At 67.4% G+C, this 17522-nt stretch carries 22 protein-coding genes; 6 read left to right on the top strand and 16 right to left on the bottom strand.

Annotated features, from left to right (window positions below; translation table 11 throughout):
- Nucleotides 1–28: 28 nt before the first annotated feature.
- From ACFE7D_RS10510 to ACFE7D_RS10520, 3 genes are all read right to left on the bottom strand, one after another.
- Nucleotides 29–547, bottom strand: coding sequence for a hypothetical protein (locus ACFE7D_RS10510; RefSeq protein ID WP_375395366.1), 519 nt, complete (start codon nucleotides 545–547; stop codon nucleotides 29–31).
- Nucleotides 548–719: 172 nt separating this feature from the next.
- Nucleotides 720–1022, bottom strand: a complete 303-nt coding sequence (locus tag ACFE7D_RS10515) for a polyhydroxyalkanoic acid system family protein (protein ID WP_375395367.1) — start codon at nucleotides 1020–1022, stop codon at nucleotides 720–722.
- Nucleotides 1019–1459: a VOC family protein gene (locus ACFE7D_RS10520; protein WP_375395368.1), complete on the bottom strand. Its 441-nt coding sequence runs from the start codon at nucleotides 1457–1459 to the stop codon at nucleotides 1019–1021. Before ACFE7D_RS10520 ends, ACFE7D_RS10515 begins: the two co-directional genes overlap by 4 nt.
- 252 nt (nucleotides 1460–1711) lie before the next feature.
- Between ACFE7D_RS10520 and lnt the strand changes: the two genes are divergently transcribed.
- From lnt to ACFE7D_RS10545, 5 genes are all read left to right on the top strand, one after another.
- Entirely contained in the window at nucleotides 1712–3268 is a 1557-nt protein-coding gene (gene lnt, locus ACFE7D_RS10525) for an apolipoprotein N-acyltransferase (protein WP_375395369.1), read from the top strand.
- Between the two features lie 41 nt (nucleotides 3269–3309).
- Nucleotides 3310–4533, top strand: coding sequence for a methionine adenosyltransferase (metK, locus tag ACFE7D_RS10530; protein WP_375395370.1), 1224 nt, complete (start codon nucleotides 3310–3312; stop codon nucleotides 4531–4533).
- A 208-nt stretch (nucleotides 4534–4741) separates the two neighbouring features.
- Nucleotides 4742–5785, top strand: a complete 1044-nt coding sequence (locus tag ACFE7D_RS10535) for a hypothetical protein (protein WP_375395371.1) — start codon at nucleotides 4742–4744, stop codon at nucleotides 5783–5785.
- A 55-nt stretch (nucleotides 5786–5840) separates the two neighbouring features.
- Complete coding sequence (trmB, locus tag ACFE7D_RS10540; RefSeq protein WP_375395372.1) at nucleotides 5841–6521, top strand: tRNA (guanosine(46)-N7)-methyltransferase TrmB; 681 nt, start codon at nucleotides 5841–5843, stop codon at nucleotides 6519–6521.
- Between the two features lie 53 nt (nucleotides 6522–6574).
- Nucleotides 6575–7024: a DUF2721 domain-containing protein gene (locus ACFE7D_RS10545; RefSeq protein WP_375395373.1), complete on the top strand. Its 450-nt coding sequence runs from the start codon at nucleotides 6575–6577 to the stop codon at nucleotides 7022–7024.
- Here ACFE7D_RS10545 and ACFE7D_RS10550 read toward each other — a convergent pair.
- Nucleotides 7021–8598, bottom strand: coding sequence for an amidase (locus ACFE7D_RS10550; protein WP_375395374.1), 1578 nt, complete (start codon nucleotides 8596–8598; stop codon nucleotides 7021–7023). The two genes, ACFE7D_RS10545 and ACFE7D_RS10550, sit on opposite strands and share 4 nt — an antisense overlap.
- Nucleotides 8599–8777: 179 nt before the next feature.
- On the opposite strand from ACFE7D_RS10550, the gene ACFE7D_RS10555 reads away from it, so the two are divergent.
- Nucleotides 8778–9953 carry an MBL fold metallo-hydrolase gene (locus tag ACFE7D_RS10555; RefSeq protein WP_375395375.1) on the top strand — a complete coding sequence of 392 codons (1176 nt, stop codon included), beginning with the start codon at nucleotides 8778–8780 and terminating at the stop codon, nucleotides 9951–9953.
- Nucleotides 9954–9972: 19 nt separating this feature from the next.
- Here ACFE7D_RS10555 and ACFE7D_RS10560 read toward each other — a convergent pair whose 3' ends face one another.
- From ACFE7D_RS10560 to ACFE7D_RS10615, 12 genes are all read right to left on the bottom strand, one after another.
- Complete coding sequence (locus tag ACFE7D_RS10560; RefSeq protein WP_375395376.1) at nucleotides 9973–10272, bottom strand: hypothetical protein; 300 nt, start codon at nucleotides 10270–10272, stop codon at nucleotides 9973–9975.
- A 95-nt stretch (nucleotides 10273–10367) separates the two neighbouring features.
- A complete protein-coding gene (locus ACFE7D_RS10565) occupies nucleotides 10368–10877 on the bottom strand; it encodes an MmcB family DNA repair protein (protein ID WP_375395377.1) in 510 nt (169 codons plus the stop codon).
- A gap of 39 nt (nucleotides 10878–10916) precedes the next feature.
- Nucleotides 10917–11555 (bottom strand): cell wall hydrolase, encoded by a 639-nt coding sequence (locus ACFE7D_RS10570; protein WP_375395378.1) that lies wholly within the window; start codon nucleotides 11553–11555, stop codon nucleotides 10917–10919.
- A 151-nt stretch (nucleotides 11556–11706) separates the two neighbouring features.
- Nucleotides 11707–12033, bottom strand: coding sequence for a DUF1491 family protein (locus ACFE7D_RS10575; protein WP_375395379.1), 327 nt, complete (start codon nucleotides 12031–12033; stop codon nucleotides 11707–11709).
- Nucleotides 12030–12584: a PaaI family thioesterase gene (locus tag ACFE7D_RS10580; protein ID WP_375395380.1), complete on the bottom strand. Its 555-nt coding sequence runs from the start codon at nucleotides 12582–12584 to the stop codon at nucleotides 12030–12032. Before ACFE7D_RS10580 ends, ACFE7D_RS10575 begins: the two co-directional genes overlap by 4 nt.
- Nucleotides 12559–13026, bottom strand: a complete 468-nt coding sequence (locus tag ACFE7D_RS10585; protein WP_375395381.1) for a PTS sugar transporter subunit IIA — start codon at nucleotides 13024–13026, stop codon at nucleotides 12559–12561. The genes ACFE7D_RS10580 and ACFE7D_RS10585 overlap by 26 nt, the downstream gene beginning before the upstream one ends.
- A gap of 23 nt (nucleotides 13027–13049) precedes the next feature.
- Complete coding sequence (gene hpf / locus ACFE7D_RS10590) at nucleotides 13050–13634, bottom strand: ribosome hibernation-promoting factor, HPF/YfiA family (protein WP_375395382.1); 585 nt, start codon at nucleotides 13632–13634, stop codon at nucleotides 13050–13052.
- Nucleotides 13635–13683: 49 nt separating this feature from the next.
- Complete coding sequence (gene dnaQ, locus ACFE7D_RS10595) at nucleotides 13684–14373, bottom strand: DNA polymerase III subunit epsilon (RefSeq protein ID WP_375395383.1); 690 nt, start codon at nucleotides 14371–14373, stop codon at nucleotides 13684–13686.
- A gap of 7 nt (nucleotides 14374–14380) precedes the next feature.
- Nucleotides 14381–14974: a dephospho-CoA kinase gene (coaE, locus tag ACFE7D_RS10600; protein WP_375395384.1), complete on the bottom strand. Its 594-nt coding sequence runs from the start codon at nucleotides 14972–14974 to the stop codon at nucleotides 14381–14383.
- Nucleotides 14971–15807, bottom strand: a complete 837-nt coding sequence (locus tag ACFE7D_RS10605) for a shikimate dehydrogenase family protein (protein ID WP_375395385.1) — start codon at nucleotides 15805–15807, stop codon at nucleotides 14971–14973. The genes coaE and ACFE7D_RS10605 overlap by 4 nt, the downstream gene beginning before the upstream one ends.
- A 49-nt stretch (nucleotides 15808–15856) precedes the next feature.
- Nucleotides 15857–16450, bottom strand: coding sequence for a Maf family protein (locus tag ACFE7D_RS10610; RefSeq protein ID WP_375395386.1), 594 nt, complete (start codon nucleotides 16448–16450; stop codon nucleotides 15857–15859).
- Between the two features lie 144 nt (nucleotides 16451–16594).
- A complete protein-coding gene (locus ACFE7D_RS10615) occupies nucleotides 16595–17425 on the bottom strand; it encodes a pyruvate, water dikinase regulatory protein (protein WP_375395387.1) in 831 nt (276 codons plus the stop codon).
- Nucleotides 17426–17522 lie beyond the last annotated feature (97 nt).

Raw genomic sequence — 17522 nt, forward strand, 5'->3', positions numbered from 1 at the left:
GTTCATCGCGCAAACCCGCGAGGCCCCGTCAGGCCTTTAGGGGGCAACAACACTCCGGGTCGTAAAGTATCGGAATTGTTCCTGTAGATACCGCGTATCTATACTCTTCGCTGGGGTCACGGTTTGCATTGCCCTCGCTGGAAAAGCCACGGTAAGTTCGGCTCTCTTTGCCCGCAGGAAAAGCGTATTCCAGCTTTGTAATGCAGCCGCTCTTCCCGCACCCTTCGGTGAACCGGCGTACGACATGCGCTTGCGCAGGCAAGCCGCGGGCATCAAGGTCCACCGCCAACTTATACGCCGAGAGTGCCGGCAATAAGATTGCCGTCATTCCAGCTGTAAAAAGCGCGGTTAATACTCCCCAGTACACGAGCCAAGGTGAGCGATCGGCATCGGCGCGGCGCTGCATGCCCATCACGCCGAAAACCAGCATCATAAGAAATCCGGAGAGGGCTACCCCCGTTTGAACGGCATAACCGTGCCTAATATCGTCCAGTGTATGGCCTTGATCAAAGAAGGCCGGGACGGCAGAGACGATAAAAGTAATCATCCCAATGCCGAGAATTATAGCAATTACCTTTAAGGGCCGTAGTCTCCTCGGGGTTAGAGGGTCGATCTCATCGACTGCCATTGGGCACCATTGTATCGTCCCTTAATTTTAGCAATTGGCACGAAAGCCGCCGCGCCAAGTGCCGAGCTTTAAGCCACGCCGTTGCCAAACCTCACTTCAGCAGCTTCGGTCCCTCGCGCTCGATCGATGCCTTCACCATACCAGCGAACAGCGCCATGAACGGCGGCAGGTCGACGACCGCATGGACATGGGTTTCGAACACCGTCAGCCGGCTCGCGATATTCTGCCCCATCGCACCGACGGTGAAGTGCATCGTGTCGCCCTCCCACCGGTGATCGACCACGGCACCGCCGGGAATCTTCTCGCCGATCCGGGCGATGTTGCCGTCCAGCCTGGCGCGGGCCCCCGCCTTGCCGAGCTGGTGGGCGATGTCGAGTTCGATCGGCTGGCTCATATCGTCACCTCTTCCTCGTCGGTCGCGAACAGCATGGCATCGTCACCGAACGCCTTGAACTCCAGCGCGTTGCCGCTCGGATCGTAGAAGAACATCGTCGCCTGTTCGCCGGCCCGGCCCCTGAAACGGACATGGGGTTCGATCCCGAACCTGACCCCGGCCGCCGCCACGCGCGAAGCCAATGCCTCCCAGTCGGGCATCGTCAGCACGACGCCGAAATGCGGCACCGGCACCGAATGGCCGTCGACCGCATTCTCGACCGCGACCGCGCGCGCGGCGGGATCGAGATGCGCGACGATCTGATGGCCCCGGAGGTCGAAATCGATCCACTGATCGCTCGACCGCCCCTCGGCGCAGCCGAGCACACCGCCATAGAAGGCACGCGCCGCGGCGAGATCATGAACGGGAAAGGCGAGGTGGAAGGGACGCAGTGTCATGCGCGCATCATACACCAGCGCCATGTCGTGTGTCACTATGGGGAGGGAAATGACTCGACCGCGGGCGTCACCCTCACCCTTCCCACCCGGCCATGCCGGGCGGGCCCCTTCCCTCTCCCGCTGGGAGAGGGAAGGGAGCGGCGAATGCCGCGGAAGGGTGAGGGTGAGGGTGACCGCCGCGGCCGAGAACGATGTCCCGTCGAACGGGCGTCCACCATTGTGCCCTTCAGCCTCCCCCTTCATAGCACGGCCGTGAATCGCCGTCCCGCCCTCGCCTGCGTCCTCCTCGGCGCTGCCGCCGCCTGCGGGTTCGCGCCGCTCGACTTGTGGCCGCTGACGCTCGCCTGCTTCGCTGCGTGGCTGTGGCTGGTGCACGACGCCCCGACCGTGCGATCCGCGCTGTGGCGCGGCTGGCTGTTCGGGCTCGGGCACTTCACGATCAACGACAACTGGTTTCAGCACGCGTTCGATTTCCAGGACGCGATGCCGCCGGTGCTCGGCTATGCCGCGCCGGTCGTGCTCGCGCTGTATCTCGCGGTCTATCCGATGCTGGCGGCGGGGGTCGCCTGGCGGCTGGCAAGCGCGCGCGCGGCGGGCGATCGGACGACGCCGCCCGGCTGGCCGTTCGTGCTGGTATTCGGCGCGGCTTGGATCGCGACCGAATGGCTGCGCGCGACGATGTTCACGGGCTATGCCTGGGACCCGCTGGGGGTGGTGTGGGTCCCCGTGCAGCCGGTCGCGTCGATAGCAGCCTGGGTCGGCACCTACGCATTGTCCGGCCTGACCATCATCCTGGCAGGGGCGGCGATCGCGATCCGGCGGTGGCGGTGGCGGTGGCCCATTGTGATCGGGGTGATCGCAATATTGCTGACGGGGCAAGCATTCAGCTATCAGGAATGGGCGACGCCCTGGGCGCCCCCTCTAGATTATCCGCGCATCCGCGTCGTCCAGCCGAACATCGGCCAGGATCAGCGCGGCGAGACCGATGGCGCGATGATGCTCCGTACGCTGGGCGGCCTGTCGGGTCGATCGGACGCGACCCCGCGATTGCTGCTGTGGCCAGAGGGCGTGGTGCGCGACTATCTTGAGGGCGGCTATCCAAACTACATCTACGACGTCGATCCGGCGGCAGCGCGCGCGCGGCTGGCGCGGCTGCTCGGGCCGCGCGACATATTGCTGGCGGGCGGGACCGCGCTGCAGTTCGGGCGCGGCGTGGTGACGAGCGCGAGCAATTCGATCTACGCGCTCGACGCACGCGGCCGCATCCTCGCGCGCTACGACAAGGCGCATCTCGTGCCGTACGGCGAATATCTGCCGATGCGGCCGGTCCTGTCGGCGATCGGGCTGTCGCGGCTGGTGCCCGGCGACGTCGATTTCAAGGAAGGGCCGGGCCCGCGGACGTTCGCGCTGCCCGGGTTCGGCATGATCGGCATGCAGCTCTGCTACGAGATCGTCTTCTCCGGTCAGATTGTCGACGAAGCGCATCGGCCGCGGCTGTTGTTCAATCCGTCGAACGATGCCTGGTTCGGGCGCTGGGGGCCGCCGCAGCATCTGGCGCAGGCGCGGATGCGCGCGGTCGAGGAGGGGCTGCCCGTCATTCGCTCCACCCCCACCGGCATTTCCGCGATCATCGCCGCCGATGGACGCCTGATCACCGGCATCCCGGCGGGCCGGGCGGGCGCGGTCGAAGAACCCGTACCGGACGCGCTGCCCCCCACCCCCTTTTCGCGGATCGGCAACGCGGCGGCGGCGATCGTCGCAGCGGCGATGCTGCTACTTGGCGTTGCCATCCGCCGTCGCGCACGCTAGGCGCCATATAAAGCTTTCTTTATATGGCGTGGGAACGGTCGATGCGTAGTTCATTTCTCTTCACCTCCGAATCGGTCTCCGAAGGTCATCCCGACAAGGTCGCGGACCAGATCAGCGATTCGATCGTCGACCTGTTCCTGGGCAAGGACCCCGAGGCGCGGATCGCGTGCGAGACGCTGACGACGACCAACATGGTGGTGATCGCGGGCGAGATCCGCGGGGCCGGCATCATGGATACCGAGGGCAATTGGGCACCGGGCGTCGAGCAGGAGATCGAGGATACCGTCCGCGCGACGGTGAAACGGATCGGCTATGAGCAGACCGGCTTCCACTGGCAGACCTTCGCCTTCTCGAACAATCTCCATCCCCAGTCCGCCGACATCGCGATGGGCGTCGACGAGAGCGGGAACAAGGACGAGGGCGCGGGCGACCAGGGCATCATGTTCGGTTACGCGACGGACGAGACGCCCGGCCTGATGCCGGCGACGCTATATTACAGCCACAAGATTCTCGAGAAGCTGGCCGCGGATCGCCATTCGGGCGCGGCCCCGTTCCTGGAACCCGATGCGAAGAGCCAGGTGACGCTGGAATATGAGAACGAGAAGCCGGTGCGCGCGACCGCGCTGGTCGTCTCCACCCAGCATGCGCCCGGCTATTGCGAGAAGGGCGAGAATGCGGATCCCGCCAAGTACAAGATCCTGCGCGATTACGTGATGGGCGCGTTCCGCGACATCCTGCCCGACGGCTTCATCACCGACGCAACCAGCATCTACATCAACCCGACCGGCCAGTTCGAAATCGGCGGCCCCGACGGCGACGCCGGGCTGACCGGCCGCAAGATCATCGTCGACACCTATGGCGGCGCAGCCCCGCATGGCGGCGGCGCGTTCAGCGGCAAGGATCCGACCAAGGTCGATCGCTCCGCCGCCTATGTCGCGCGCTATCTGGCGAAGAACGTCGTCGCCGCCGGACTCGCGCGCCGGGTGACGATCCAGCTGAGCTACGCGATCGGCGTCGCCGAGCCGTTGAGCGTCTATGTCGATACGCATGGCACCGGCACGGTGGACGAGGCGGTGCTGGAGGCGGTGCTGCCCAAGCTGGTCCGCCTGACGCCCAAGGGTATCCGCGAACATCTGAAACTGAACGCGCCGATCTACCAGAAGACCGCCGCCTACGGCCATTTCGGGCGCGAGCCTGAAGGCGATCTGTTCACTTGGGAAAAGACCGACCTGATCGACGCGCTGAAGACCGCGGTCGCCGGCTGACTTCGACGGTTCTGCCGGTTAAGGCTGGCGCCTCTCAATCCGTTCAGTATTCTTTGCATCATGTGGTTGCCGTTCTCCCGCGAAAGCGGGAGTCCGACGTCACGAGCGATGCCGCCCGTAGCTACCGGGTCCCCGCTTTCGCGGGGAAACACCAAGTATATTTTTGCAATGGGCACATACGCGAATCGATTCGGAAGGGGGCTTTTCCATGCGTGTTGCGGTTTTGATCCTCGGCCTGCTCGCACTCGCCGCGCCGGCCGCCGCGCAGCGCCGCGACCTGCCGGTACCGCTCGGCAAGGGGTGGCAGCATGCCGATAGCGGGGTGATCCTGACCGCGACGCTGGCAGGCCTGCCGCGCACCATGCTGACCGACAACGGCACCGCGGAACGCGACATCGCGGCCGAATTCGCCGGCCCCGACCGGGCGACGGTCGCCACCATCCATATCTTCCGGCCCGCGCTGATGAGCGTCCCCATCTGGTTCGACCGCGCGCAGACCGCGATCGCGCTGCGCGACATCTATGGCGGCGCGACCCCGGTCGCTCCGCTGCCGACGCCGTTCGCGCACCCCGGTGCAGCGGTCGCCTCCGGCCTGCGGCAGGTCTATGTGCCCGGGCACGGCAAGTACAAATCGACCGCGCTGGCCGTGACTCCGGTCGGCGCGTGGCTGGTCGCGGTCCGACTCAGTTCGACGACACTCGACCCGGCGGCGGCGGACGCGAAACTTTCCGCGCTGATGGCGGCGATCCGTTGGCCGACGACCGGCGATAGCGCGCCCGTCGCGAAGCCGGTCGGGGAATGCGCCGACGGACTGACATTCCACAAGGCGGCAGTGCGCAAACCCGACATGATGCAGGCGCTGCTGGGCGGCGCGATCGCGGCAAGCATGGAGAAGGACCATCCCGCGGATGCGACGCCCGTCGAATATTGCCGCGATCCGGTACCGCCGACGGTCAACTACGGCGTCTATCGCGCGATGGGGACCAGCGACGGCTATACGCTGGCGGTTGCCGATTCGGGCCGGATCGCCGACGTGTACAAGGGGCTGACGCTCCCCGGCCAGCCGAGCACGGGCGGCTATGCGGTGACCTATGCCGACCTCGACGGCAGCATCGCGACATTCCCCTCGTTCGATCAATTGCCGCAGCCGCAGCAGGTGCTCGACCTGGTGCTTGACGGTCACCAGCCGATTGCGCGAACGGCGACGGGTGCCGGGGGCAAGACCGGCATAACGATCGGGCTACCCAGATAACGCACGGGTCCGCACGGCTTTGCCCGGTGCGCGCGCTGCTCTAAGGGCGGCGGCGATGAACGATCCCTCCACCATCCGCCGCCTTTATGGCCGTCGCCAGGGGCACAAGCTGCGCGTCGGACAGGCGGCACTCGTCGAGGATGCGCTCGCCAGGGTCAGCGTTCCGGTGACGGGTGCGTTGTCGGCGGCGACGCTGTTCGGCGAGGATCGCCCGCTCCAGCTGGAGATCGGGTTCGGGGCCGGCGAGCATCTCGCGGGGCAGGCGGGGGCGGCACCGGACACCGGGTTCATCGGTTGCGAACCGTTCCTGAACGGTGTGGTCGGCGCGCTGGCGCATATCCGCGACAACGGCCTGACCAACGTCCGGCTGCATATGGGCGATGCGCTGGACGTCCTGGAACGGCTGCCCGATGCCAGCCTCGAACGCGTTTACCTGCTCCATCCCGATCCCTGGCGGAAGGCGCGGCACGCCAAGCGGCGGATGGTCAGTCACGGCCCGCTCGACGCGATCGCCGCCAAGCTGAAACCGGGCGGCGAGTTCCGGCTGGGCACCGACGATCCGACCTATTGCCGCTGGGCGCTGATGGTGCTGGGTGGGCGCCGCGATTTCCGCTGGCTGGCGACGGGCCCGCACGATTTCCTCGACCGCCCCGCCGACTGGCCGGAGACGCGCTACGAACGCAAGGCGCGGCGGCAGGGGCGCGAGGTCTGGTACTTCCGTTATATCCGCGATTGACGCGAACCTGTTTGCGTCTTGCCGCCCCCGCGCCGCCCGGTCAGACTGGAACGATGCCGACGCTTCCCGCCGTTTCCACGATCGCGCAGACGATCCAGCTTTCGCTGTCCCCCGTCTTCATGCTGGCGGGGATCGGCGCACTGCTGAACGTGCTGGCGGGGCGGCTGTCGCGGGTCGTCGATCGCGGGCGCGTGCTGGAGGCGCTGCATCCCGCCTCGACGGGACCCGAACATGATCGCCACATCTGGGAACTGCGCCTGCTCGATCGCCGCATCTCGATCATCAATGCCGCCTTGTTCCTCGCGGTATCGAGCGCGGTGATGACGTGCGCCGTCGTCGCGCTGCTCTTCATCGGCGGGCTCGCCAAACTGCACCTCGGAACCGTCGTCGCGCTGAGCTTCATCATCGCCATGGCGTTGCTGATCGCCGCGCTTGTCGGTTTCATGGTCGAGGTCCGGGTGTCGCTGGAAGCGATCCGGATCCGTAAGGACCTGCTCGGCTAGCGGACACCCTCCAGCCCCGGCCCGACCGCGGCAACGGGCAAGTAGCGCGGCGCGACTCTGGCATGCGCGCGTTGCTCGAACGCATAGCCCGCACCCAGCACCGTCGCCTCGCCGAACTTCGTCGCGATGAAGGACAATCCGACGGGCAATCCGCCGACCAGCCCCATCGGCACCGTCAGGTTGGGATACCCCGCGATCGCCGGCAGTTCGCTGGAACTGGGGCCATTATACTGGTCGCCATAGACCGGATCGGACAGCCATGCCGCGCCGTAACTGGGCGCGACGAGGATGGTCGCGTTCGCCGTCTTCAGCATCGCGTCGATCCCCTCCGCCCCCGCCAGCCGCAGAGATTTGGCGCGCGCCGCCTTGTAGGCGGGGTCGTCGAGGCCCTTCGTCGTAGCGGCCTTGTCGAACGTCTCCTGCCCGAAATACGGCATTTCGGTCGCCGCGTTGGCGCGGTCGAACGCGATCACGTCGTCCAGCGTGCGCGTCTTCACCGCGGGCGGCGTGGTGGCGAGATAGATGTTGAGGTCCGCCTTCAGCTCCGTTGCCAGCACCGCGAACTCGGCCTCGCCGATCCCCTCCAGCTTGGGCCGTTCGACCGGCACCAGAACCGCCCCCGCCGCCTTCAGCACACCAAGCGCGCGGTCATAGGCAAGCGCGAGATCGGGGGTCATCGTATCGGGCTTCAGCACCGCGATCCGCATGCCCGACAGCGCGCTGATCGACAGGCCTGCGGTATAGTCGATCGCGTAAGCGCCGGCTGTGGCCGGATCGAGCGGATCGGAGCCGACCATCGCGGTGAACATCTCCGCGACATCGCGCACGCTTCGCGCCATCGGCCCGGGCGTGTCCTGGCTGTGGCTGATCGGCACGACATGGCCGCGGCTGACCAGCCCGATCGACGGCTTCAGCCCGACGAGCCCGTTCAGCGACGACGGGCATACCACCGATCCGTCGGTCTCCGTCCCGACCGCCGCCGCCGCGAAGCTCGCCGCCGCCGCCGCGCCCGACCCGCTTGACGATCCGCAGGCGGTGCGATCGAGCGCATAGGGGTTGCGGACCAGCCCGCCGATCGCGCTCCAGCCGCTCATCGACCGGGTCGATCGGATATTGGCCCATTCGCTGAGGTTGGTCTTGCCCAGGATCACCGCGCCCGCGGCGCGCAGCCGCGCGACGACCCCGGCATCGCGCCGGGTGACATTGTCCTTCAGCGCCAGGCTGCCCGCGGTCGTGGCGATGGGGTCCAGCGTCTCGATATTGTCCTTGATGAGGATCGGCACGCCGTGCAGCGGACCGCGGACATGGCCGTTCTTCCGTTCGGCATCGAGCGCCTTGGCCTCGGCGAGCGCGTCGGGATTGAGCGCGATGACCGCACGCAGCGCCGGCCCCTTGCGGTCCATCGCCGCGATCCGCGCGAGATAGGCGCGAACGAGATCGACGCTCGTCGCCTGCCCGCCGACCATCATCCGCTGGAGATCGTCGATCGACCGTTCCTCGACCGTCACCGTCCGCGCCATGACGGGCACGGGAGCCAGTGCCAGAACCGCCATCGCCGTCACCATTCTGTACATCGTGTCCTCCCTCGTTCTACAGGCTGATGCTAGCATCGCCGGCGACCGCGGGAACCCCCGATCGACTTCGATCGCTGGACATCCAGATCATCAGAACGAAAGAATTCCATGCGCTCGGACGGCCGGCATATCCTCGTCACCGGCTGCACATCGGGCGCCGGCCAGGCCATCGGCCCGGCATGATGGTGGTCGTCAAGGTCGTTGCCACGGCGATCCTGGTCGTCGTCGTGATACTGGCGCTGGCGATCATGATCGTTCCCCGCTTCCTCGACCGGATTTATTATCGCGGGCCCGCAAGCGACCATTTCGACGGCGGGCGCTTCTTCAATCCCGATGGCGATGCGGAAACCTTCGCGCCGCCGGCGGGAAACAGCCGCGCCGGGTTCCTGTGGCGCTATCTGACGAAGCGCGACGGCCGGCCACCATGGCCCGACCATGTCGCGATCGCGCCGATCGCGCCGCCGCCGCGCGTCGAGGGCGACCGCATGGTCGTGACCTGGGTGGGGCATGCGACCGTCCTGATCCAGACGCAGGGGCTCAATATCCTGACCGACCCGATATGGTCGAACTGCGCCGGCCCGTTCGGCCTGCTCGGGCCGACCCGGACGACCGAACCGGGGATCGCGTTCGACGCGCTGCCACGGATCGATATCGTGCTGGTCAGCCACAATCACTACGACCATCTCGATCTGGCGACGCTCAAGCGGCTCTGGACGCGCGACCGCCCGCGGATCGTCACCAGCCTGGGCAACGACAGCATCATCGCACAGACGGGGGCGACCGCGACCGCGATCGACTGGGGCGGTTCGGTCGTCGTGAAGCCGGGCGTGACGATCATCGCGACCCGCGCGCATCACTGGACGAGCCGCTGGTTCACCGACCGCAACCGCGCGCTCTGGTCCGGGTTCGTCGTGCAATTGCCGAGCGCCGGCAATCTGTATTTCGCGGGCGATACCGGCTTCGGCGACGGCCGATGGGCACGCGAGGCCGCGGCGCACGGTCCGATCCGGCTGGCGTTGCTGCCGATCGGCGCGTTCCGCTTCACCCCCGGCCAGATGGCGATCGCCGCGCATATGGGGCCGATCGACGCCGCCGATGCGTACCGCCTGACCGGCGCGGCGCGCGCGATCCCGGTCCATTGGGGCACTTTCCGCTTGTCGTACGAGGCGTACGACACGCCGCCGAAATTGCTGGCGGCGGCGATGACCTGCACCGGGCAGCGCGGGTTCGACCCCGTCGCGATCGGCCGGCCGGTCGATATCGCGCCTTATGCGCCGCCGGCCCCGCTGGCGGCGATGTCGCGGGCGCGGTTGCTCGCCTGCCTCGATACGCCGGCGGTACGCGCGCTCGAATAGGCGCGCGTACCGCCCGTCGTCAGCGGCAGCGACGCCGGGCGGTGATCGTCCGGTCGATCGCACGACCGGCGAATGCGCCGCCGACACCGCCGGCGATCGTGCCGAGCGCACCGTGCCCGAGCAGCGAATTGCCGACCAGCGCACCGCCGATGCCGCCCGCGACCAGCCCGGTCGTACCGCTCGAATGGCGGCAGCCGTGATAATAATGCCGGTTGTAATGCCGGTAATAGTGGCGCGCATCCGCCGCCGCGGTCGGCACGACCATGGCGGCTGGCAGGAGAAGCGACGCGGCGGAAAGCACGATGGTGAAACGACGCATACTGATGACCCCTTTGTTGATCGGCCGCCTTGATAGACGGCGGCGTAACGGGATTGCCTCCCGGACGTCGCGCACGGTTAAACCCGGGTTTCTATCTAACGGGAAGCGGAAAACGCATCGGGGTCGATGCCGGCGATCACCCGCCGTGCCGCGCGCCGGGCGAAGGCCAGCGTCGCCCGGCGGCGGACATGCGCGGCCAGGGGGATCGTGGCGGCATCACGAACGATTGCGGCACCGTACCGGTCCGCGACGATGATCCCGCACCGATCGGGCAGGAAGCCGGGCTTCTCCAACGGCGCGAGGTCGAACCCCGCCGGCACCGCCCAGAAAAACCGGTCGCAGCAACCGAGATAATCGGGCCATTTGCCATCGCCCAGCAAATCGGCGCGCGATACCTTCACCTCGACGATGACGATCCCGCCCCGCGGGTCGATCGCCATCAGATCCGCGCGGCGGCCGCCCTCCAGCGGCACCTCGCCGATCGCCAGCAGATCGTGCGCGACCAGCAACCGGGTGACGCCGCGTACCACGTCGGCGGCGCACATCGGCGACCCGGGATGGGTGACACAGGCATCGTCCGGCCGATCGGGGCGTGCACCCAACATGCCGCCTGGCTAGAACATCAGGCGAACGTCGCCAAGCGGTTAGCGATAGAAGATGTGGTTGCCGATCGCGGCGACCTTTACCATTCCCCAGCCGGGCGCGACTCGCCGGGCGTGGAAGAACAACGCGTCCGTAGCGGGGTTTTCCCAGGCGGCGCGAAGCGCGACCTTGGCGACCGCGATGGCGGTGCGGTATCCGGCGCGGTTGCTGTCGATCGTCGGGATCGATCCGCCGCGCACGAACGAGAATTGCCCGTGCTGTTTGACGACGCCGCAGACGTCTTCGGGGAAACGGCCCGATCTGGTGCGGTTGATGATGACATCGGCGACCGCGAGCTGCCCCGACAGCGGTTCGCCCTTCGCCTCGAAATAGATCGCCCCGGCAAGGCAGCGGAGCGCGTCGTCGGCGATCGCCGCATCCTGCGCGGCGACCGCGGCATCCAGGCTGTCGAATGCGGTGCCGGCGGCCTCGACGGGCGCGGCGGCGGTCGGGATCGGCTGGACGACGGGCTGGGCGGGGCCGAAGGTCGGGGCCAGCGGCGTTACCGGGATCACGATCGGTGTGGCGATCGCAGCGCTGCGGTCGATCTCCGTCGCGAAACCCGGGCTGCTGGTGCCGATCAGGCCGGCCAGGGCAAGAGACATCGCCGCGATGGTCGCGGCACGCTGCAGAACGGTCATTCAATCATTTTGCTGTGCGGTTGGACCACGGACCCGATCGGCAAAGCGATCGTCCGAGCATCCCCCCGACTGCGTAACCACACCGGATCGCACCCGCTGCGGCACAACGCCGATTACGATGCGCGGCGCGTGGTTTCGTTTCGCTGTCGCGTCAATCGTCGAGCAATATTTCCGCGGCGAAGCGTTGCGCCGACGGGATGTCCAGTTCGATCACCCATAAATCCGGATCGCGCGACCGGCGTCGTCGCCAATAGCCCGACGGGTCTTCGGCCGGGGTCGATTCGATCAACACCGTCCGCCCGTCGCTGCCAAGCCCGCGCTCGTACAGCCGCTCCGCGCCGCCGCGGTCGGTCGCGACGACCAGCACGCCGCCGCCCCCTGCGTCGCCCTTCGCCAGCACCGTCGCGAACCCGCCCGCCTCCGCCACGCGCCGGATCAGCGCGGACACCAGCACGGCGCTCGGCAATCTTGCGCTCATGGCGCGAGATAGCCGGGCAGTCCCGCCAAGGCGATCCGCGAACGCATGAACGTGCCCGTCCCGCGCGCCGCCTCCTCGCCGCTCGCGTCGATCAGCCGCGCATCGGCGACGAACACCCGCCGCCGCCCGCTGATCCACCGCCCCTCCGCCACCACCGGGCCACGTTTCAGCGGCCGGGTCAGCAACAGGCTGAACTGCGTCGTCAGCAGGAAGCGATCGGTGACGAGGCTGTTCGCGGCGTAGAAAGCCGCATCGTCGAGCATCTTGAAATAGCTGGTGCCATGCGCGGCACCCGCGGCGTGATAATAGCGATCGTCGATCGTGAACCGGATCCGCGCCAGCCCCGGTTCGACGATATCGAGCAGCGACTCGAACAGCCGGTTGATCGGCGCTTCGGCATAGAGCCGTTCCAGCGCACGAAAATGCGACGCCTGCCCCGCCGGTGGCGCCCCGGGTCCGGCGGCGTCAGGCCCAGTCTCCTCAGGCCCGGTCTCCTCAGGCCCAGTCTCTTTAGGCCCAGTCTCCTCAGGCAGCGCCGCGCACCCCGTCATCGGTGAACAGCGCGTACAGCGCATCGCACGACGCCGCCCCGCGCAGCTTTTCCAGGAACGCCGCATCGCGCAGCCGGCGCGACACGCGGGCCAGCGCCTTCAGATGGTCCGCCCCCGGCTCGACCGGCGACAGCAGCATGAAGACCAGATCGACGGGCAGGTCGTCCACCGCCTGGAAGCCGATCGGCTTGGCCAGCCGCGCGAACACGCCCGTCACCTGATCGAGCCGCGGCATCTTGGCATGCGGGATCGCCACGCCGCCGCCGAAGCCGGTCGATCCCAGTTTTTCGCGCGCTGCCAGCCGGTCCGCGGCATCGCGCGCGTCGACCGTCACGATCCCCGCCGCGACGGTGGCGAGCTGCACGAACAGCGCCTTCTTCGTCGCCACCGGCAGCCCGGCCAGAACGGCCTCGGGCCGCAGGATATCGCTCAGGTCGTTCATGATGCCCGTCGCTGCGACACGGCTCAGCCGACGCGCTGCGGTTCGACCCAGCCGATCGTTCCGTCGCCGCGGCGATAGACCATGTTGTAGGCCCCGGTCCCCGCGTTCTTGAACAGCAAGGCGGCGGTATTGCGCAGATCGAGCATCATGACCGCGTCGGATACGCTGGCGTCGGGCACATCGACGCGCGTTTCCGCCACGATCAGCGGCGCGTCGCCTGCTTCTTCGGCGTCGGGCTGCTCCTGGAACAGCGTATAGCCCGCATTCTCGAATTCGGACTGTTCCGCGACCGCGATCGCCTCCGGCGCATGATGCGCCTTCAGCCGGCGCATATAACGGCGGAGCTGCTTTTCGATCTTGCCCGCCGCGCCGTCGAACGACTGGTGCGCGTCATGCGCGTCGTGCTTTCCCTTCAGCACCACGCCCTTCATCACGCCGACAGTGACGTCGCAGGTGAAACCCGCATCGTGCGGCCCCTTGCCGAACGTGACGTCGGACCAGATCGCGCGCGAGAAATATTTGTCGACGATACCCTGAAGCCGGTCCTCCACATGAGCCTTGAGCGCGTCGCCGGTCGCGACCTGGTGACCGGAAATCTGGATATCCATTCTATTCTCCATGTGTCGGGAAGCGGGCCCGTTGACCTCGCGAAGGGCGTCAGCCGGACGCCGCGGCCCCCCAGATCGGACGATCGATCGTTTTCAGAAAGGCTGCGTGCGCGACAAGTTCCGCCGCGCTCGGCTGAAACCGGCGCGGTTCGCGGATCGTGCTCGGCGCCGCGCGGACGGCAGGCGCGGCGGCGGCCGCGATATCGCTGACCAGGCCGAGCCCGATCTGCCGCCCGCCCATCAGTTCGACATAGACCTGCGCCAGCAATTGCGCATCGAGCAGCGCACCGTGCAGCACGCGGTGGCTCCGATCGATCCCGTAACGCGAACACAAGGCGTCGAGGCTGTGCTTCGCGCCGGGATGCCGTGACCGCGCGACCTGCAGCGTGTCGATCATGCGGCTGAGGCAGATCAGGTCGCGACCGCATTTCTTCAGTTCGCCGTTGAGGAAGCCGAAATCGAACGACGCATTATGCGCGATCAGCGGCGCGTCGCCGATGAAGTCCAGCAGCGTCAAATGCCCGTCGGCGAAGCGCGGCTTGTCCGACAGGAACGCCTCGGACAGCCCGTGGATCGCTTGCGCCTCGGCGGGCATGCCGCGTTCGGGGTGGTAATAGGCGTGGAAGACGCGGCCGGTCTCGACCCGATTGACCAGTTCTACGCAGCCGATCTCGACCAGCCGGTCGCCGCCCGAAAAGCTGAGGCCAGTCGTTTCGGTATCGAAGACGATCTCGCGCATCGCAGCCTTATCCGCCTTCGCGGCGGTGGAGGCAAGCGATCGCGGCGCGCACCGCGGCGTGGGTGGCGTCGAGCGAACCGTCGGTCGCGATCACGATGTCGGCGCGTGCGCGCTTCTCCGCATCGGGGGTCTGGCGGGCCAGGATCGCGGCGAGTTTCTCGGGCGTCATGCCCGGGCGGGCCAGGACCCGCGCGCGCTGCACGGCGGGATCGGCGGAGACCACGATCACGGCATCGACGGCGCGGTCGCCGCCGGTTTCGAACAGCAGGGGGATGTCGAACAGGACGATCGGCGCGGCGGCGTGTTCGGCCAGGAAGGCGGCACGCGCCTCCGCAACCGCCGGGTGGACGATCGCTTCCAAGCGTTTGATCGCGGCGTCGTCGCCGAACACCGCGGTACCGAGTGCGGCGCGGTCGACCCCCGCCAGGCCCGTCATCCCGGGAAACGCCGCCTCGATCGGGGCGAGCAAACGGCCACCGGGGCCTTGCAACCGGCGTACCGTCGCATCGGCATCGAAGACGGGCACGCCCTCGTCCGCGAACATCGCCGCGACGGTGGATTTTCCCATTCCGATCGAGCCGGTGAGAGCGACGGTTCTCACGCCGTCAGCAACCCCCGCAATTCCTCGTCCCGCTCGCGTGGTGGCGCGCGGCCGAACAGGATCTCGAACGCCACCGCCGCTTGTCCGACGAGCATCTCGAGCCCATCGACCGTATCGAGGTCGCGCGCGCGCGCCGCGGCGAGCAGCGGCGTCTCGAGCGGCGCATAGACGATGTCGTACACCACCGCGTCGTCCGGCAACGCCGACAGGTCGGGGACGAAATCGGGCTGCCCCGCCATGCCGAGCGTGCTGGCATTGACCAGCAGCGCACAGGGCGGGATCGCGGCGTCGAGCGGCAGCACCGTGCCCTTCAACCCGAAGGCGGACAGCAGCCCCGCGCCCTTCAGCGGGCTGCGGTTAAGGATCGTAACCGGCCCGACCCCGACCCGCGATAAGGCGAACAGGATCGCCCGCGCCGCGCCGCCGGCACCGACCACCGTCACCGGCGCGCCCTGCAGCGGCAGGTCGGCGATCGGCGCATAGAAGCCCGCGCCGTCGGTGTTGGTCCCGATCACCGCGCCGTCGTCCGCCCGGAACGCCAGGTTGATCGCGCCGATCGTGTGGCGGACATCGCCGCGATCCTCGATCTCGTCGAGCGCCATAATCTTGTGCGGCACCGTGATGTTGCACCCGCGCCAGGTCGGATCGGCGCGGCGATCCGCGAAATACGCGGGCAGCCCCTCCGCAGTGACGTGAGTCGCGCGGTAATCGGCGTCGATGCCGAGCACATTCAACCAGAATCCATGGATCATCGGCGATTTGGAATGCGCGATAGGGTCGCCGATCACCTCGGCATAGGGCCGCTCCGCGGCGGGGGCATAGGGCCGCGTCACGACTGGAAGTGGACGAACCACACGCCACGTCCGCGTCGGAATCGCTCCCTCACGACGCGATCACCGACCGCGCGCGCAGGTAATCGAGCACGGGGAGCAGCGGCATCCCGAGGACGGTGAAATGGCTGCCGTCGATCCTGCTGAACAGTTGCACGCCCGGTCCCTCGATCCTGAAACAGCCGACGCATCCCGATATCGCGGGCCATTCGGCGTCGAGATACGCCTCGACGAAGCTGTAGGACAGGGGGCGGACATGGAGTTTCGCACGTTCGACGTGCCGCCAGACCGCGCGACCGTCCTCTGCCATCACCACCCCGCTCCACAGGTCATGGACGCCGCCGCTCATCCGCCGAAGATGATCCGCAGCATCGTCGCGCGACACCGGCTTGTCGAGGATCTGGCCGTCCGTCAGCGCGACGAGCGAATCGCTGCCGAGTACCAGCCGGCCGGGCATTCCCGCGGAGACCTTCAACGCCTTCAGTTCGGCAAGCGCATCCGCGAGATCGCGCGGGGACAGGTGTGCGAGCGATGCCTTGGCGGCATCCTCGTCCACGCCCGCTGCGATGGCCTCGAACGGGACACCCGCATCGGTCAGCATCGCGCGGCGGGAGGCGCTTCGGGAGGCGAGAATCAATTGCGTCATGCGGCATATGGCCGTTCCCCCGCGAAAGCGGGGGTCCAGGAGCCACAAGCGACGTCCCGCGTAATCCCGGACTCCCGCTTTGGCGGGAGAACATCCCTGGTTTTTCGCAGGGCACGATAATCCGGAGATGCGTTTGGGCTGGTCTTAATCCCCATCGATCACTCGTTCCCCGCGCCGTTCGCTCGACAATGCGATGATCGCCGCGGCGGTCTCCTCGATCGAGCGGCGGGTGACGTCGATGACGGGCCATCCATTGTCCGCGAACATCCGCCGTGCGAACGCCAGTTCCTTGGTCACCGCATCCTCGTCGACATAGGGCGTCTGCGGTGCCTGGCCCAGCGACAACAGCCGGTTGCGGCGGACCTGGATCAACCGATCCGCGCTCGTCGTCAGTCCCACGACCAGCGGGTTCTTCAGCGAAAACAGTGCGGGCGGCGGCGGGCTTTCGACGACGATCGGGATGTTGGCGGTCTTGAAGCCGCGATTGGCGAGGTAGATCGACGTCGGCGTCTTGGACGACCGGCTGACCCCGGCGAGGACGATGTCGGCCTCCTCCCATTCCTCCCATGCGATGCCGTCGTCATGCGCGATGGTGAACTGGATCGCATCGACCCGCGCGAAATAGGCGGCGTCGAGGACGTGCTGACGCCCCGGCCGCGCCTTCGCCTGCTGCCCGAGCAAGCCCGACAGCGCCTCGTTGACCGGATCGAGCGGCGCGACCGCGGGCAGGCCGAGCGCGCCGCAGCGTTGTTCCAGATTGCGCCGCGTCGCGGGGTTAACCAGCGTGAAGATCACCAGCCCCGGATTCTGCGCGATTTCCTGCAGGATACGCTCGAGATGCGCCTCGGTCCGGACCATCGGCCAGAAATGACGGACGGTTTCGATGTCGTCATATTGCGCCAAAGCCGCCTTCGCGATGTTCTCCAGCGTCTCACCCGTCGAATCCGACAGGAGATGCAGATGCAGCCGCTTCATCGTGCCGACCGGGGGGAAACCGTGGATAACATGGGGAGGATCGCTAGCGTAACCGGGCCGGGTCGCCAAGGCGCGCGGGACCGGTGGAAAAGCCCGG

It is taken from the genome of uncultured Sphingomonas sp. (assembly GCF_964244235.1).
GTDB lineage: Bacteria > Pseudomonadota > Alphaproteobacteria > Sphingomonadales > Sphingomonadaceae > Sphingomonas.

Coding starts and splice junctions, on each gene's coding strand:
- ACFE7D_RS10585 (WP_375395381.1), bottom strand. CDS start 13,026: ATGAACGACCTGAGCGATATCCTGCGGCCCGAGGCCGTTCTGGCCGGG.
- ACFE7D_RS10575 (WP_375395379.1), bottom strand. CDS start 12,033: ATGAGCGCAAGATTGCCGAGCGCCGTGCTGGTGTCCGCGCTGATCCGG.
- ACFE7D_RS10550 (WP_375395374.1), bottom strand. CDS start 8,598: ATGTACAGAATGGTGACGGCGATGGCGGTTCTGGCACTGGCTCCCGTG.
- ACFE7D_RS10535 (WP_375395371.1), top strand. CDS start 4,742: ATGCGTGTTGCGGTTTTGATCCTCGGCCTGCTCGCACTCGCCGCGCCG.
- ACFE7D_RS10610 (WP_375395386.1), bottom strand. CDS start 16,450: ATGACGCAATTGATTCTCGCCTCCCGAAGCGCCTCCCGCCGCGCGATG.
- ACFE7D_RS10560 (WP_375395376.1), bottom strand. CDS start 10,272: ATGCGTCGTTTCACCATCGTGCTTTCCGCCGCGTCGCTTCTCCTGCCA.
- ACFE7D_RS10520 (WP_375395368.1), bottom strand. CDS start 1,459: ATGACACTGCGTCCCTTCCACCTCGCCTTTCCCGTTCATGATCTCGCC.
- ACFE7D_RS10545 (WP_375395373.1), top strand. CDS start 6,575: ATGCCGACGCTTCCCGCCGTTTCCACGATCGCGCAGACGATCCAGCTT.
- ACFE7D_RS10580 (WP_375395380.1), bottom strand. CDS start 12,584: ATGACGGGGTGCGCGGCGCTGCCTGAGGAGACTGGGCCTAAAGAGACT.
- ACFE7D_RS10510 (WP_375395366.1), bottom strand. CDS start 547: ATGATTACTTTTATCGTCTCTGCCGTCCCGGCCTTCTTTGATCAAGGC.
- ACFE7D_RS10570 (WP_375395378.1), bottom strand. CDS start 11,555: ATGACCGTTCTGCAGCGTGCCGCGACCATCGCGGCGATGTCTCTTGCC.
- ACFE7D_RS10615 (WP_375395387.1), bottom strand. CDS start 17,425: ATGAAGCGGCTGCATCTGCATCTCCTGTCGGATTCGACGGGTGAGACG.
- metK (WP_375395370.1), top strand. CDS start 3,310: ATGCGTAGTTCATTTCTCTTCACCTCCGAATCGGTCTCCGAAGGTCAT.
- ACFE7D_RS10555 (WP_375395375.1), top strand. CDS start 8,778: ATGATGGTGGTCGTCAAGGTCGTTGCCACGGCGATCCTGGTCGTCGTC.
- ACFE7D_RS10565 (WP_375395377.1), bottom strand. CDS start 10,877: ATGTTGGGTGCACGCCCCGATCGGCCGGACGATGCCTGTGTCACCCAT.
- hpf (WP_375395382.1), bottom strand. CDS start 13,634: ATGGATATCCAGATTTCCGGTCACCAGGTCGCGACCGGCGACGCGCTC.
- trmB (WP_375395372.1), top strand. CDS start 5,841: ATGAACGATCCCTCCACCATCCGCCGCCTTTATGGCCGTCGCCAGGGG.
- ACFE7D_RS10515 (WP_375395367.1), bottom strand. CDS start 1,022: ATGAGCCAGCCGATCGAACTCGACATCGCCCACCAGCTCGGCAAGGCG.
- dnaQ (WP_375395383.1), bottom strand. CDS start 14,373: ATGCGCGAGATCGTCTTCGATACCGAAACGACTGGCCTCAGCTTTTCG.